Annotated in this window: 13 protein-coding genes; 12 read left to right on the top strand and 1 reads right to left on the bottom strand. The window is 44.6% G+C overall.

The window, feature by feature from the left end:
- The first annotated feature begins 54 nt into the window (after window positions 1-54).
- The 7 genes from APAR_RS05575 (at window position 55) to APAR_RS05540 (ending at window position 8,125) form a co-directional block, all read left to right on the top strand.
- Window positions 55-1,095, top strand: coding sequence for a glycoside hydrolase family 5 protein (locus APAR_RS05575; RefSeq protein ID WP_012809173.1), 1,041 nt, complete (start codon window positions 55-57; stop codon window positions 1,093-1,095).
- Window positions 1,095-2,000, top strand: coding sequence for a 16S rRNA (cytidine(1402)-2'-O)-methyltransferase (gene rsmI, locus APAR_RS05570; protein WP_012809172.1), 906 nt, complete (start codon window positions 1,095-1,097; stop codon window positions 1,998-2,000). The genes APAR_RS05575 and rsmI overlap by 1 nt, the downstream gene beginning before the upstream one ends.
- 815 nt (window positions 2,001-2,815) lie before the next feature.
- On the top strand, window positions 2,816-4,426 hold the full coding sequence (metG, locus tag APAR_RS05560) for a methionine--tRNA ligase (protein WP_012809170.1): 1,611 nt from the start codon (window positions 2,816-2,818) through the stop codon (window positions 4,424-4,426).
- Window positions 4,427-4,428: 2 nt separating this feature from the next.
- Entirely contained in the window at window positions 4,429-5,373 is a 945-nt protein-coding gene (gene rsmA, locus APAR_RS05555; protein WP_012809169.1) for a 16S rRNA (adenine(1518)-N(6)/adenine(1519)-N(6))-dimethyltransferase RsmA, read from the top strand.
- Window positions 5,366-6,385: a TatD family hydrolase gene (locus tag APAR_RS05550; protein ID WP_012809168.1), complete on the top strand. Its 1,020-nt coding sequence runs from the start codon at window positions 5,366-5,368 to the stop codon at window positions 6,383-6,385. Before rsmA ends, APAR_RS05550 begins: the two co-directional genes overlap by 8 nt.
- Before the next feature lie 21 nt (window positions 6,386-6,406).
- Window positions 6,407-7,078, top strand: a complete 672-nt coding sequence (locus APAR_RS05545) for a response regulator transcription factor (protein ID WP_012809167.1) — start codon at window positions 6,407-6,409, stop codon at window positions 7,076-7,078.
- Window positions 7,079-7,084: 6 nt separating this feature from the next.
- Window positions 7,085-8,125 carry a sensor histidine kinase gene (locus APAR_RS05540; protein ID WP_012809166.1) on the top strand — a complete coding sequence of 347 codons (1,041 nt, stop codon included), beginning with the start codon at window positions 7,085-7,087 and terminating at the stop codon, window positions 8,123-8,125.
- Window positions 8,126-8,134: 9 nt separating this feature from the next.
- Here APAR_RS05540 and APAR_RS07175 read toward each other — a convergent pair whose 3' ends face one another.
- The gene (locus APAR_RS07175) at window positions 8,135-9,130 is read right to left on the bottom strand and encodes a GNAT family N-acetyltransferase (RefSeq protein WP_012809165.1); all 996 of its coding nucleotides are present in this window, start codon (window positions 9,128-9,130) and stop codon (window positions 8,135-8,137) included.
- 152 nt (window positions 9,131-9,282) lie between these two features.
- On the opposite strand from APAR_RS07175, the gene APAR_RS05530 reads away from it, so the two are divergent.
- The 5 genes from APAR_RS05530 (at window position 9,283) to APAR_RS05510 (ending at window position 15,419) form a co-directional block, all read left to right on the top strand.
- Window positions 9,283-10,113 (top strand): ABC transporter ATP-binding protein, encoded by an 831-nt coding sequence (locus APAR_RS05530; RefSeq protein WP_012809164.1) that lies wholly within the window; start codon window positions 9,283-9,285, stop codon window positions 10,111-10,113.
- A complete protein-coding gene (locus APAR_RS05525; RefSeq protein ID WP_012809163.1) occupies window positions 10,103-12,214 on the top strand; it encodes an ABC transporter permease in 2,112 nt (703 codons plus the stop codon). The genes APAR_RS05530 and APAR_RS05525 overlap by 11 nt, the downstream gene beginning before the upstream one ends.
- Before the next feature lie 137 nt (window positions 12,215-12,351).
- A complete protein-coding gene (locus APAR_RS05520; protein WP_012809162.1) occupies window positions 12,352-12,915 on the top strand; it encodes a PTS sugar transporter subunit IIA in 564 nt (187 codons plus the stop codon).
- Window positions 12,916-12,959: 44 nt separating this feature from the next.
- Window positions 12,960-14,021, top strand: a complete 1,062-nt coding sequence (locus APAR_RS05515) for a nucleoid-associated protein (protein WP_012809161.1) — start codon at window positions 12,960-12,962, stop codon at window positions 14,019-14,021.
- Between the two features lie 156 nt (window positions 14,022-14,177).
- Window positions 14,178-15,419, top strand: coding sequence for a coiled-coil domain-containing protein (locus APAR_RS05510; protein WP_012809160.1), 1,242 nt, complete (start codon window positions 14,178-14,180; stop codon window positions 15,417-15,419).
- Window positions 15,420-15,511: the final 92 nt, after the last annotated feature.

The raw sequence follows: 15,511 nt of genomic DNA, 5'->3' as shown, positions 1-15,511 counted from the left end.
GATGGGTATACTCTACGTATGTAGAGGTTTTATCTTTTGGCGAGGTGGAATTTCATGGCTCACGGAACATTGCGAGGTGTCAATTTAACCGGTTGGCTTACGTTTGAACCGTGGGTAACTCCCGAGCCATTTGCGCGTACAGGCTGTGTTGATGAGGCTCAGCTCATTAAAGCATTAGGTGTTGAAGCCTACCATAATCTTGTTAAAGCGCATCGTTCTTCATTTATTCAGAGCTCTGACTTTGTGAGCATTGCCGCTCGCGGTTTTAATGCGGCGAGAATTTCTGTGCCTTGGTATGTTTTTGACGAAGAAGCCGCTGATACACCATATGTAAGCTGTATTGCTGAGCTTGATAAGGCTCTTGAATGGGCAGAAGAGCTTGGTTTGCATGTTATTTTTGTACTGGCAGTAAATCCAGGATTACCTGATGGTTTGGACGATCAGCCAGGTGGTGCTCCACGTACCAGAATTTCTGGAGAAAAGTCGCTTTCTATTCTTCATAAACTTGCCCTTCATTATGCCCATCGTAGCGGTTTTTATGGCATTGAAGTAGCTGATGAGGTTAAACCTCGCGTGCGCAAGGGTTTTAAGCTAACTGATGGTATTCCTGGTCATTTACTTAGAAACTATTATCGCCGTGCTTATGAGGCTATTAGATCTGTGGCAGGAGAAGAACCTGTGGTTATTCTCCCGGATGGTGGTTGGCCTCAGGGATTTAGGCGTTTTATGAGTCAGCAGTCGTATCAAAATGTTTGGCTTGATGCTCATCTTGATAAGCCTTGTGAGGGAATTGATTGTTCAGGTCCTCGTGGGGTACAGCAGCTCATTGATAAAAACGAAGCGTATTTGAAAACTTCTGCATCAGGAGGTCTACCCGTAATGGTAGGCAAGTGGTCTGCATCACTACCAAACATCAACGGCGCTATGACTGCAGAAGGAAGAATTGCTCTTGAGCGTATTTACACCTCTGGCCAGCTTAAAGTGTACAATACGTGTCCTGCATGGTTCTTCCAGACCTGGAAGACCTCTGCATTTTTGGCAGCATGGGACGCGCGCGTTGCACTGGCAACGTTTGAGAGGGGAATGCTCGAGTAATGACAGAATCTACTCTTTCAGCAGGTAAACTGTCTATTGTGGGCACGCCTATTGGTAACCTTTCGGATACGTCACCGCGCGTTAAAAAAACGCTTGCAGCAGCAGATGTCATTTTATGTGAGGACACGCGTGTAACCTCAAAGCTTCTCTCGGCATTTGACATTCACGTGCCATTGCAGCGCTGTGATCAAAATATTATTGAATCGCAAATTGAACCAACGCTTGAGAGGATTCGCGTTGGCCAGCGTGTTGCATTTGTGTCAGATGCAGGTATGCCGGGTATTTCCGATCCAGGTCAGCATTTGGTTGATGCGGCGCTTTCAGAAGGTCTTGCAACGGAGGTTATTCCGGGTCCTTCTGCGGTAACTTGTGCACTTGTTGCATCGGGCCTGGCGAGTGAACATTTCTTCTTTGAAGGCTTTTTGCCCAGAAAGCACGGACAGATTGTACAGCGTTTGCAGCAACTTGCAGCAATTCCTGGCACCATTGTGTTGTATGAATCTCCGTTTAGGGTGCTTGCAACTGTTGAAGCTATAGCCGAGGTGTTCCCAACTAGGCAGGTGGCTCTTGTTAGAGAGCTCACCAAGCTTCACGAAGAAGTGGTGCGCGATGTGGCTTCTCGCCTTGTTAAGGCACTTGCTGCAAAAGAAAACCTCAAAGGCGAGTGTGTTCTGGTCATTGCAGCCCCCACAGAAGAAGAGCTTTCCTCTGCATCATCGCAGGCAGCGGGCGAGTCTCAGCTCTCGCTCGAAGATGCTATCCAGGCGGGTCTTGCTGCTGGCATTAGAAAATCAGCACTGGCCAAGGAGCTTGTTCAGAAGTTTGGTATTGCGCGTGATGAGGCATACCAGGCAATTCTTACTCATGAGGCAAATAGTTTCAGTATGCCTATAAAGATGCAGTAAAAGTGTTTCTTGTAGGATTCGAATACTACTTTGGATGAGTCTGAGAACAAGATCACAAAAGTCTACAACTTTGTAATCAAAACCCAATCGAAGAGATATAAGAATCTCTCTTATCTCAGTGTTTCATACATCGGTAAATGAAATGTTCGGTGGTAACTTACCTTAAATTTAGTGCTTTTCTTAGCATGTTTCAGAGACTTTACGGGGAAGAAATTCATTACGACCACGGTTGAAATGTGAATATTATGACCGTAAGCAAGGAGATGCTAATACCGAAAAAAATCAAGACGAGCGGCAGAGCAAAAGATTCTGACGCCGACACTGGAATTTTGAACATGAAAGCTATGATACCTGCGAGGACAAGGCCGACTCCCGCTGCCGCTAGTCCAAATCCAATTAATTTTGCAACATAGGGAATCCTATTCCTTGGAATCTGGGCAATATGGTAGTTGTGAATCAAGATGGGACTACCCGTCTTTACCATCCATAATCCAACAACGAGAAAACAAACTCCTCCGATCATGCTGCCGATGGATGATTTTAGTACATCAGGATTCATTGCTCATCTTGTCCATCTTTAAGGGGAAGTGTTGCAATAAAAGCAATAAAGACAAATTCATTACTTCCCGTATCTATATCACAAATCAAATCTAACATACACTCCATGTCGTCGATTGTCCACATGCGTTCGCAAAGGTCTTGTACCAGTTTTGTTGACCAAATTGAGCTAAGGCCATCATTCTAGTATGAACTGCGTGTAGATATTTAACTGTTACAATAAATAAGCTATTGCAACTTACACAAAGGGAGTCATTATGCCCGAGGCTAAGCCGTCATACTTTATTACCACCCCAATTTATTACGTCAACGCAAAGCCACACCTGGGAACTGCGTACTGCACCCTGCTTTGCGATATCCAGGCTCGCTTTAGGCGTGCCGCTGGTTACGATGTTTTTTTCCTTACTGGTATGGACGAGCATGGCGAGAAGGTCGCTCTTGCTGCAGCTGATCACGGCTTGTCTCCACAGGCATGGTGTGATTCCCAGGTTCCTTTTTTCAAGGGACTTTATGAAGAGCTCAACATTTCATATGATGACTTTATCCGTACTACCGATGAGCGCCATGTAAAGGCTGTCCAGTATCTGTGGGAGCGCATGCGTGAGGCTGGCTTCATCTATAAGGGATCCTATGATGGCTGGTACTGCATACATGAGGAGACTTTTTTCACCGAGACCCAGGTAGAAAAGGCAGACGAAGAGGCTGGTTGCAAGGGTGCACACCTTTGCCCAGATTGTCATCGTGAGCTTGAGCGCGTCTCAGAAGAGTCTTGGTTCTTCAAGCTTTCTGCATTCCAGGACAAGTTGCTTGAGCTGTATGCTGAGCACCCAGATTTCATTGAGCCAGACTTCCGTGCAAACGAGGTCCGTAGCTTTGTTGAGTCTGGTCTTCAGGATATTTCTGTATCTCGTACCAGCTTTGACTGGGGTATTCCAGTTCCTTTTGATGAGTCTCACGTAACCTACGTCTGGTTTGATGCTCTTCTCAACTATTACACCGCTGTTGGCTACGGTGATGATAGTCCAGAGGCTGCTGCTATGAGAAAGCGTTTCTGGCCAGCTCAGATGCACGTTGTTGGCAAAGACATCATTCGTTTTCACTGCGTCATTTGGCCTGCAATGCTTATGGCCCTTGGCGAGGCTGTTCCTGAGCACATCTTTGCTCACGGCTTCTTGAACGTTCGTAATTCTGAGACCGGCGTTGTTGAGAAGATGAGCAAGTCTCGCGGAAACGCCATTGCACCTAAGGATGTTTTGGATTTGCTTGGCGTTGAGGGCTATCGCTATTACTTCATGACCGATGTCACCCCTGGCGAGGACTCTGGCATTTCCTTTGAGCGCATGGAGCAGGTCTATAACGCTGACCTGGCAAATAGCTGGGGTAATTTGGTTTCTCGCGCCCTTAATATGAGCGATAAGTACTTTGAGGGTGTCACTCCAACCTTTGATGGTTCTTCTGTTGCTGCAGACCATCCGCTGCGCAAGCTGGCTGAGGGCATCTATGATCGCTATGCCACTTGCATGGAGAAGATGGACTACGTAGGCGCCAAGAACATCATTATGGAGCTTGTCCACGCAGCTAACCACTACATTGAGGATGCCGCTCCTTGGACAGTGGCAAAAGACCCCGAGCGCGCAGCAGAACTTGCAGAGATTATCTATACACTGCTTGAGTCTATCCGCATTTGTGCACACCTGTTTATGCCATTCATGCCTACCACATCTACAGAGGTTTTGCGCCGTATGAGCCTTGATGAGGTAGAGATTAACTCTACCGATGCCCGTAGCGAGTGCACATGGGGCAGGCTTCAGGGTGGCTTGGCCGTTTCTAAGGGAGACGCTCTGTTCCCACGTCTTGCAAGCAAGTAATCGTGTCGGAGCACGCATCGCATCAGACATCGTGGCTTGCTAATCAGAGAGCCACTAAAGAAACGCTAGAACGTTTTGGCCTCGCCACTAAATATAGACTGGGCCAAAATTTCCTAGTGCAAGACCACATTATCGAGAAAATCGTTCAGCTTGCAGAGGTTCGGCCTACCGATGTGGTCGTCGAGGTTGGACCCGGTTTGGGTACCCTCACGGTGGCCTTGCTCGACAACGCTCTTGCGGTCTGCTCGCTTGAGGCAGACCCTGAGCTTGAGCAAGTCTTAGACGTAACCTGCAAGGAACCGCATCCAGACTCGTTTGTACTGGTTATGGGCGATGCGCTGGCAATCACGTCGCAGAAGCTTGCTGAAGCTTACGGAGTCCTTCCAGCTGTTGCCCAGAGTGCGATCCCGGTTACCCCGATGCCAACTAAGTTTGTGTCCAATCTTCCGTATCAGGTGGCAGCAACGCTGATTCTTAAGTTCTTTCAGGAACTTCCTTCGCTTGAGCGAGCGGTAGTCATGGTGCAGGCTGAGGTGGCCGATAGAATTGCCGCTAAGCCTTCTACCAAGGCATATGGCGCCTATACTGCAAAGTTGTCTTTATTCGCGCAGGTTACCGGTAGGTTTGAAGTGGGTCCCGGCAACTTTATGCCGCCACCACGCGTTAACTCTGCCGTAGTTCGTCTTGATCGCACGGAGGCGAGAAACCCATTGACTTCTGAGTTTCTTTCAGAAGAAGAGCTCTTGCATGCCATGAGGGTTATTGACGCTGCCTTTGCTCAGCGTAGAAAGACCATTCGTAATTCAATGAGTGCGTCTGGCTTTGATAAAGACAAGCTAGACCAGGCGTTTCTCGCCACAGGAATTGCGCCTACGGCGCGTGCAGAAGTTTTGACCAGCCAAGATTTTATTTGTCTTGCAGCTGCTTTGGAGCCTTTGAGTGAGTAAGAAAAAGCATCATCTACCAGCAGAAGAAGTGGAAGCACTTTCTTTTTCTGACGGTCAACTATTCCACGATATTTACGGCACGCCTCGTTCAGCACCGCGTGTTTTGGCTCCTGTTGCCGATACTCATGGCCATTTAGGTAGTCTGCATGAGCACAATGCTGCAGAGTCTCTTGCACGTGCTGCCGCAGCGGGCGTTCGTATGCTTATTGCGCCGGTAGATATTGCTGCGGAGTTTCCTCGTAAGTGGGCAGATATTACCACCTTTAAAGGATGGTTTGAGTCTACGCTTAGTGAGGCTCGCCAAGCTTTAATAAAACTAGCTGCAGCAGATCTTTGTGTATCCTGTGATCTACCTGCAGAGTATTTGTTTGAGCATACGTATTTTATGGTTGGTGCACATCCTTATAGCGCGCCAGATTATAACCAAGAGGCTGAACAGCGCTTGTTTGAACTTCTTGAGCATCCTCTTTGTGTTGGTGTGGGAGAAATTGGTCTTGATTTTGGACCATACTGTGAGGTTTCAGAAGAGGTCCAGCGTAAGGTCTTTGAGCGACAGCTCTCCATTGCACACGAGTACAATCAACGTGTTGAGTTGCATTTGCGTGACGGTGCTGATGACACGCACGCTCATGATTTGGCGCTTGAAATATTAAACCGTATGGGCGTGCCTAAGGCAGGCTGTGACCTGCATTGCTACACCGACGGTCCGGAGGTAATGAAGCCTTTTGCAGACCTTGGATGCTTCGTAGCCTTCGGTGGTGCAGCAACTTTTAAGCGCTCAGATGATATTCGAGCGGCAATGATTTCCTGTCCAGAGGCACAATTGCTCTCAGAGACTGACTTTCCCTACATGGCTCCAGAGCCTTTGCGTGGAGGGGAGTGCACACCAGCGATGGTTGTGCATACGGTCGAGCGTTTGGCGGAGCTTCGTTGGCAGCAACTTGATATTCCAAAAGAGAAGACGTATACCATACTCTGGGAAAACGCCCAGCACTTTGTAGGGCTTGCGTAGAGTAGTAAGGGGTGAGTGTGTATGACAAAAATCTTAGTTGTAGAAGATGATCATCAGATTCAGCAAGAGTTGGTACTGTTGCTACAAAGAAATGGCTTTGAGGCTCAAGCGCTCACGTCTTTTGAAGCAGTTCCTCAGCAGATTATTGCTGCTCACCCAGATTTGGTTCTTTTGGACTTAAACCTTCCTGGTATTGACGGACAGCAGATTTGTCGAGAAGTACGACAGCTCTCAAACGTTCCTATTATTGTTGTTACTAGTAGAAATACTGATCTTGATGAGCTTATGGTGCTCTCGTTAGGGGCGGATGATTTTATTGCCAAGCCTTATAACACACAGATTTTGCTCATGCATATTACTTCAGTACTGAGGCGCACAAATAGCGATGTTACAACAGGAGCACAACTTTCACATGCAGGTGTAACGCTTGATTCTTCTTCATGCAAGGTTTCTGCAAATCAGAAGAGTGTTGAGCTAACCAAAAACGAGCTCAGAATACTTTCCCTTTTGATGCAAAATGCAGGGACAGTTGTTTCTCGCCAGAGAATTCAAGAAGAGCTGTGGCAATCGGATGAGTTTGTTGATGATAATACGCTGACAGTAAACATCAGCCACCTCAGAAATACTTTGGCAAGCATTGGCGTTGAAGATTTTGTTATGACGCGCCGCGGACTTGGCTATGTTATCGAGTAGGTTTTTATGTCGCTTCTTAAGTATTTAAAAAATCGAACTATTTTCTTTCTTGCGCTCATAGTAAGCAGCACGTTAATTGGCTTTATGCTTAAAGGCATCGGACTTAACGTGTTTGCTATTGCTTACTGTATTTTGGTTTTATGGGTAATAGGAGCGGCTGCACTTCTTGCTGATTATTTTCATCGTCGTTGGTTTTACCAGCAGCTTGCTGATAATTTAGCAGCAACTGACAAAGAGAGTTACCTGGTTCCTACTATGCTGGACGAACCTTCAACGCTTGAGGAGAGACTTTTTAGAGATGCGCTTTCAAGCATGTCTAAGTCTATGATGGACAAGCTTGCTGATGAGCATATGCGATCAAAGGAATATCGCGAGTATATTGAGATGTGGGTACATGAAATCAAGACACCCATCGCTGCAGCTCATTTAGTTGCTCAGAATAATCCTTCTTTGCCCATGGACGATGTACAGACGCAGCTAACTAAAATTGAATCGCTGATAGAGCAGGCTCTCTTTTATGCGCGCAGTGCATCTGTGGATCGAGATTTTTCTATTAGAGATGTTAACTTGCAGCTCATTGTTAAAGATGCTCTTAAAAACAATACACGTGTTTTTATTGATGCAGGTGTTTCTCCGCATTTTGATGATTTGGATCATGTGGTAAAAGCTGATCCAAAGTGGCTTGAGTTTATTTTGCGACAGCTTCTGGTTAATGCAGCAAAGTATTCAAATCCGGAGCTAGCACCTGGCGAGAAGAACGTTTGGATTTCTACGTCCGTCTCAGAACCACGTGAGGGAACCACTTCGACAACTCTTTTTATTAAGGATAATGGTATCGGTATCCCTGAAGAGGATCTTTCTCGTATTTTTGATAAGGGATTTACCGGTCAAAATGGACGCAAGTACGCCAAATCTACCGGCATGGGTCTCTATCTTTGTTATGAGCTCTGTAAAAAGATGGGCCTTAAACTTGCTGTGAGCAGTACTGTTGGTAAAGGCTCAATCTTTTCTATTACGTTTAATCAGTCCTTTACCGATTTGCATTAATCACATAGCTTACAGCTCTAGTTCCCACAGTTCATCTGTTTGAGGATCGCTTCCTACCTGGAAGGTATGCTGACTAAAACGTTTGAAACCCCAATGAGTATAAAATGCCTTAGCAGGTTCATTGTGTTCCCAAACACCCAACCATACGCGTTTTTTGCCCTTATCTTTTGCTAGATCAAGGGCAAATTTCATGAGCTTTGATCCAAGATGTAAGCCTTTGTAGCGGGGAAGAATATATAGACGCTCAATTTCAAGTGAATCATCTCGCTGACCCTCAGTTTGCTTATAGCGTGTATTCAGTTTTATGTAGCCAGCTATCTGGTCTTCTACTTCAACAAAATAGAAATACGAGTGTTTAGCAGCAAGCTCATGGGCAAGCTTTTCTGTGTTGTAGAGCGTGTCAATGCAGCTTGCCAAATCATCTGCCGTATTTGAGTCAATAAAGGTGTCTACAAATGTCTCTACGCTAAGCTTCTGCAGAGTACGTAAGTCAGCTGCTTCAAGCGGTCGAATAGAAATGTGAACATCATCAAGGCTGACCGTGTTTCTCGTCTGACGATATGCATCAAGGTCAAAAGAGAGTAGATGGTGGAGGACGCCAAAGTGATCGAGCACTTTAGAAGATGCCTGCGTAAATCCAGCCCGTTCATAGAAGGGTTGAGCTTTGAGTTGAGACTCAACTAATACCTTGGAAGCAACGCTTTCTTGTGCCAGGTAGTCAAGGGTATCGTGCAATAGCTTTGAGCCAATGCCGACGCCTTTGTTGTTGACACATACACGTCCAAGAAGAGGAGAGTTGTATGACTGCTCTGCATCAATGATGCGTAAATATGCAGCTACTGAGTCAGTATCCTGATAAAAGACATGGGTAGAAACTTGATCAACGTTATCAAGATCGTTGTACATAATTTGCTGGTCAACAATGAATGTTTCAGCTCTTAAAGAAAGAATTTGATATAACTCTTTAGCGGTAAGCTGCCCAAATCTTTTAATTACCAACTTCATAGCATGCCCTCCCGTATGCTTGATAGTGATATTTTGACACATCAAAGTGAGAAAAGCGTAAGGTTTCCGTAAGGTCAATCGATGGCAATGTGAACGGTAGTGATGGAGTATATATCTCAAGATTTACTCGTTTCCCAATGAAAGGGCGTAACATGTCAGCTATTCAATCAGTTCCAACTCAGCCAACTGTTGTGGCTGGACAATCTTCAGCACTTACCCCTCATACCGTTTTGGTTTGCCAAAACCTCGAGAAGTACTATGGAACTCGTGGAAATATTACTAAGGCACTGGACGGCATTAATCTTTCTGTAGCTCGTGGCGAGTTCATTGCCATCATGGGTCCTTCCGGTTCGGGCAAAACTACGCTTTTGAACTGCATCTCTACTATTGATCAGGCATCTGCAGGCCATATCTTTATTGATGACCAAGAGCTTTCCAGCCTGCGCGGCTCTGAGCTTTCTGCCTTTAGGCGTGACCGCTTGGGCTTCATTTTCCAGGATGCAAATCTCCTTGACACTCTTACTGCTCGAGAGAACATTGCCCTATCTTTGACTATTGGACATATTCGCGCACAAGAAGTTTTGGAACGCGTTGATGTTGTTGCTAAATTACTTCAGATTACTGATGTATTAGATAAGTTTCCTTATGAGATGTCTGGCGGTCAGCGTCAGCGTGTTGCAGCTGCACGAGCTATTGTGACTAATCCATCTCTTGTGTTAGCAGATGAGCCAACGGGTGCGTTGGACTCAAAGAATGCACGCACACTTCTGGAAAGCTTTGAAGGTTTAAATCGTGAAGGCGCAACTATTGCCATGGTTACTCACGACTCTTATGCAGCTTCTTACGCTCATCGCGTCATTTTTATTAAGGATGGTCGTATTTTTAATGAGATAGTTCGTGGTGAAAAATCTAGGAAACAATTCTTTGATCAGATTATGGATGTTGTTTCATTCTTGGGAGGAGAGGGTGCTGATGTACAGTAAAATCGCGCTGGGCAATGTTAAGAAATCACTGCGCGATTTTAGTATTTACTTTCTGACTTTAGCAGTGGGAGTTGCGCTATTTTATGCTTTCAACTCAATAACTCAGCAATCAATGGTTCTTAAGTTAACTGAGGATGCGCGCTCAATTGTTCAGTTATTGAGTAAGACCATTACTGGCGTAAGTATTCTTCTTGCTGTAATTCTGGGTTTTTTAGTTGTGTATGCTAATCAATTTTTGATTCGACGCAGAAAAAAAGAATTTGGCATGTATCAAATTTTGGGCATGACTAAAAGAAATGTCTCAAAGATTATGATCATTGAGACACTCATTGTTGGTTTTTTGGCATTGGTTGTTGGTTTGGTTGCGGGTATCTTTATGTCGCAGTTTATGTTGTTTGCAACTGCGCACATGTTTAACGCCACAATAGAATCGTTTACTTTCGTGTTTTCTACGACATCTTTAGTTCAAACAGTTCTTTATTTTGCAGTTATGTTTGTTGTAGCACTTATTTTTAATGTATTTACCGTGTCTCGTTATAAGCTCATTGATCTTCTTAATGCAGATAAGGTTTTTCAGACTGTAAAAGTAAAAAACTTGACTGTATCAGTTCTTGTGTTTATTGCATCTTTGGGGCTTATTGCATGGTCGTATGTGATGCTCAAACATAATGGTATGAGAACGCTTGATATTGAATTTGCGGGTGCAACAGTTTTAGTTTCTATTGGTACAGCACTTTTCTTTTTCTCTATCTCTGGCTTTTTGCTGCGCTTTTTGCAAACAAGAAAGAATTTCTATTTTAAAGGTCTACATTCTTTTATTTTACGGCAGTTCAACGCTCGAATAAATACCGCATGGGTTTCTATTTCTTTAGTTTGTGCCATGCTTTTTGTAGCTATTTGCGGTCTTGGATCGGGCTTTTCATTGGTTAATGCCATTAATAGTGAAATGAGCGTATTCCGTACCTATGATATGAGCGCATCTATTAGACCAAATCAGAAGAATGAGCTTGAACCACATAATGCAGAAACAGTTGACTACACGACAACGCTTCAGAAGATAGATCCAGAATGGAATCAAGTTATAAAAAAGGCTATTCAGGCAGATACTTATTATGTAATGGATGATACCACAACGCCAAGTTTTACCTATCATGCGATTGATGAAGTGGGTGGGAAGAAGCTTGCTGATTATTATGGAGCTTATGTATCTGAAGATTTGAAAGATATTTCAAATAGGGATATTACGGTTATGCGTGCTTCACAGTATAACCAGCTTCGTGTTGCATCAGGTCTTGATCCTATTGATTTTGGCACTAATGGCTATATGGTTTGGACACTTGATAACAGCGTTGCCCAGTATTGGAAAGACTCACTTGCGCAGAACCCTAATTTAACAATTCAAGGCACAACGTATCATGCAGTAGGAGAGACTGTTGATAAGGGTCAAACTCAAGGTGGCCCACTTTTACAGCCAGGAATGGGAATCATGGTACTTGCAGACCAGAGTTTTCCAAAGAGTGTGGTTTCAGCAGGATCATATGTAGTGGGAACATATAACACTACTGATGATAAAGAAGAATCCAAGTTCCGCGAGCAAATTAAGAAGTATTTTGATGATGGTGAACTTGTTGGATCTGATTCTGATTCGTATGAGTTGATTTTGACAACTACTACTGCCCAGTATCTTTCAAATTATGCAGGCCTCAGCGCTATTGTTACATATCTTGCGCTTTATATTGGTTTAATACTTTTTATCGCTTGTTCCGCAATTCTTGCGCTTCAGCAGCTATCAGAGGCTTCGGATAATGCCCGCGCTTATCAGGTCCTTGCAGAATTGGGTGCCGAGAAGGGTCTTGCCAGCCGAGCTCTCTTTACTCAGATTGGCGTGTATTTTTTGTTCCCTCTGCTTGTATCTATGGCACATGCAACATGCGCTATGTCATTGATGGTAAATATTATAAAAACAGTAGGAAACTTTGATGTTTCACAATCTATTGGTGGAGTAGTTGCTATTGTCATTGCTTTGTATGGAGGTTATTTCTTAGTTACGTATTTTGCCGCGCGTTCTATTATTTTTAGAAGCTCAAGAAAAATGCAGTAGTTTTACAGTTTTAATGTTATAAATTCGTGAAAGAAGGACGGATGTTTCTCTGTGGAGCATTCGTCCTTCTTGCTTAGGTAAAATAGAAATGTTATGTCAGATAACATCTGTGCAGAGTATGTACTAGAGGAGGCATCATGGGTCTTTGGTCAAAGGTTAAAAATGTGTTTGTTCCCTCTAATGGAACTGAAGAGCCTCAGAAAGCCACATTTGCTACCAGGGAAGATACAATTTATGCACCAATTTCTGGCGTTTTGGTAAGCGTTCAAGAGGTACATGACGAGGTAATTTCAAGTGGTCTTTTTGGTCAAGGTTACGGTATTTTGCCTGTTGGTCTTGATTGTGTATATGCTCCTTGTGATGCTCGCGTTACCGCAACTAATGTAACTAATCATTCAATTGGTCTTACCACTGATACTGGTATTGAGATTCTGATTCACATTGGCGTTGGTACCATTGAGATGAACGGTAAGGGTTTTACCCGTTACGTTCACGCTAATGATGAGGTTAAAGCAGGTATGCCACTGATTTCGTTTGATTCTGCTGCCATTGAAGAAGCGGGATATGAGAACGTTGTAGTTGTTACCGTTGTCAACGCAGATACGTACGAGCGCATTGACCTTATCGGTGAATCCGGAACGCTGATTGGTGGTCGTCCGCTGGTTAAGATTGGCGATCCTTTGATGTGCGTCAAGCACTAGGGTTTCTCGCCAACTACAAATATCTGCAATAAACGAGGTTTTTCATGCTTAGAGTCACTAAGGCAATTCTTCACGTCTTTGATTTTGAGACGGGAACTAAATACTTCTCTCAATCTACCTTGGATTTGGAGGACCGTCAGACAAAGTCATATGTACAGCGTAGACTGCGTAAGGTTACGGCAAACCCAGAGTCTAGACATGGAGAATTTGCCCCTACCAGTAATTTTGCTGGCGGTCTTCAGGAATACGCACACGGAGACGTTGAGTTTGTAGAGTTTTCTTGCCAGATTGCCCAGTGGTTCTGGGAACAGCTTCGTCGTGCAGATGACGTTGAGCAGTGTGATCTTCTTGTGGCTGATTACATTGATACTGATGCAGGTCAAGCGCTTGCTAGCAGTGCTGTAAATGATGAGGATGCTCAGGCTGAGGCATTTGAGGGTGAGGGAAGACGACTCTTTGCCATTGTGCTTCTCCCACGCAAGCAAGCCTTTATACATGATGTTAATGGCTCATCAAACGAGATTTTACGTCAAGATGCAACGCTGCCATCGCCTACGCAAAAAGTTGACTCGTATGCAGTCATTGACTTAGATACGGGCGCTATTGATTTCCACGATCATGATCGTTCTGTAGCAGGAGAAGGAAAGTTTATTATTCCCGAGTTGTTTCTTGAGTGCAGTTCAGAGGCATCAAGCCATGAGGTTATTGGCGAGGTAACCGTTATTGTTCAGGATTTGGCAGAAGAGTATGGTCTTGAGCCTGCCGTTGAGGTGTCTCGCGCTAAGGCTGCCGTTGCGGAAGCAGCAGAGGTAGAAGAGGTAGTAGATCCCATCAAGGTTGGTAAGCGCATCTTTGAAGAGCGTCCTGAGATTCAGGAAAAGTACGAAGCTCAGGTGGTAAGTAGAGAGCTTCCAGAAGAAGTTCCTGTTAAACGCGGTGTTGCTAACAGGATTGCGAAGAATCATAAGATTCGAACAGATACAGGAATTGAGATTTCATTTCCTTCAAACCTAACAGATCGTCCAGGTTACTTAGAATTTTCTCATGAGTCTGACGGTAGGATTACCATTTCAATTAAAAATGTTGCACATATTGAGAACCGCTAAATCCTATCTCTGACCTCACAATTTAGAGCTAAAGCTCCCTAAAATTTCTTTCGGGTAGTTTGTAAATTACGTATCTTTTTGAATATCGACGTCTTTCTCGGGTAGAATAGTCTCTCAAAGGTCACACCGTACTACTAAACGTTCTAGGAGACCCTAATGAGTTTAAAGAAACAGCAAAGCACGACCATCGAGGAGCAGAGTGCTGCTCTTTTTAATCGTCGTGATGCTCTTAAGATTTTTGCCGGCATGGGCATTGCTGCCGCTGCCGTTACTGCCTCACTGATTAACACGCGCCCTGCTCTTGGTGTTACACAGTCTCAGATTGATGCTGCTCGTAGTGACTACGATGCTGCTCAGAAGCTGCTTGATGAGATTTCTAACGAAGTTTCTAATATGCAGGCAAGTCTGAATGACACCAACTCTCAGATTGGTGCTATTTCTGGTCAGATTGCAGATAAGCAGAATCAAATTGATGCTAAACAGAAAGAGATTTCTGAAAAAGAAACTCAGATTACCGAGAAGAGAAAAGCACTTGGCGCACGTATGTCCAGCAACTATAAAGCTGGCCCAGCTGGCGCTTTAGAGATGATTCTTTCTTCTGCAAGCTTTGAGGAGCTTACTTCTAATATTTACTATCTCGATAAGATTTCTGAGTCTGATCAGAAGATGATTGAGGAAGTTAAGAACTTGAAGGCTGCCCTTGAGTCAGATAAGGCTGCTCTTCAGTCCGAGAAGACTGAGCTTGAGAATAAGAAGACTGAACTTGAAAATCTTCGTACTTCTCAGGAGTCTCAGCTCAATGAGATTTCTGCTCGTCAGGCAGACGCTGCAAACGTTGTTTCTAATCTTGATGACAACGTTAAAGAGCTTATTGCTCAGCGTGATTCTGAGCTTCTTGCTGCCCAGCAGGAGGCAGAGCGTGTTGCTGCTCAACGTGCTGCTGCGTCAAGTAATAGTGGCGGCGGTAGCAGCTATTCTGGCGGTGGTGGCGGAGGAGGAACCTCTTCTGCTGGTTCTGGCTCTGCTGCTGCAGTTGTTAATGCTGCAAGTTATACCGGATCTACAGGCGCAGGTTTCTGTGCTGCTTGGGTTTCTAATGTCTTCTCAAACGCAGGCGTTGGCACCTTCTATGGCAATGCATGCGATATGTATTACTCCTGGTGTTACTCTACCGACCAGAGCGCTATTGAGCCTGGCATGATTATTGCTGTTCCTACTCTTGGTGGCTCTGCTGCAGCTTTGATTTACGGTCACGTTGGTATCTACATTGGTGGCGGCATGGTCAGACACTGCCTCTCTGGTGTTGTAAGAAGCCAGAGCTTAAGCTCTTGGATTTCTCAACTTGGTGCTTTGAGTACTCCAAGGTGGGGCTGGCTTGGTGGCGTTGTTCTGAGCTAAGGCTTTGGTCTTTAATAACTTGTTATGTAAAAGAGCTTGGCTATATATAACCAAGCTCTTTTGTTATCTATCTTGGTGCAAAAAAGGACGTA

This window comes from Lancefieldella parvula DSM 20469, assembly GCF_000024225.1.
Taxonomy (GTDB): Bacteria; Actinomycetota; Coriobacteriia; order Coriobacteriales; family Atopobiaceae; genus Lancefieldella; species Lancefieldella parvula.
The sequence above is the reverse complement of the archived record's forward strand: the minus strand, read 5'-3'. Positions and strand labels throughout refer to the sequence as shown.

Bases quoted from the DNA above. Each gene is read 5' to 3' on its own strand.
- APAR_RS05530 (WP_012809164.1), top strand. From the start codon at position 9,283: ATGTCAGCTATTCAATCAGTTCCAACTCAGCCAACTGTTGTGGCTGGA.
- APAR_RS07175 (WP_012809165.1), bottom strand. From the start codon at position 9,130: ATGAAGTTGGTAATTAAAAGATTTGGGCAGCTTACCGCTAAAGAGTTA.
- APAR_RS05525 (WP_012809163.1), top strand. From the start codon at position 10,103: ATGTACAGTAAAATCGCGCTGGGCAATGTTAAGAAATCACTGCGCGAT.
- APAR_RS05520 (WP_012809162.1), top strand. From the start codon at position 12,352: ATGGGTCTTTGGTCAAAGGTTAAAAATGTGTTTGTTCCCTCTAATGGA.
- rsmI (WP_012809172.1), top strand. From the start codon at position 1,095: ATGACAGAATCTACTCTTTCAGCAGGTAAACTGTCTATTGTGGGCACG.
- APAR_RS05515 (WP_012809161.1), top strand. From the start codon at position 12,960: ATGCTTAGAGTCACTAAGGCAATTCTTCACGTCTTTGATTTTGAGACG.
- metG (WP_012809170.1), top strand. From the start codon at position 2,816: ATGCCCGAGGCTAAGCCGTCATACTTTATTACCACCCCAATTTATTAC.
- APAR_RS05540 (WP_012809166.1), top strand. From the start codon at position 7,085: ATGTCGCTTCTTAAGTATTTAAAAAATCGAACTATTTTCTTTCTTGCG.
- APAR_RS05545 (WP_012809167.1), top strand. From the start codon at position 6,407: ATGACAAAAATCTTAGTTGTAGAAGATGATCATCAGATTCAGCAAGAG.
- APAR_RS05510 (WP_012809160.1), top strand. From the start codon at position 14,178: ATGAGTTTAAAGAAACAGCAAAGCACGACCATCGAGGAGCAGAGTGCT.
- APAR_RS05575 (WP_012809173.1), top strand. From the start codon at position 55: ATGGCTCACGGAACATTGCGAGGTGTCAATTTAACCGGTTGGCTTACG.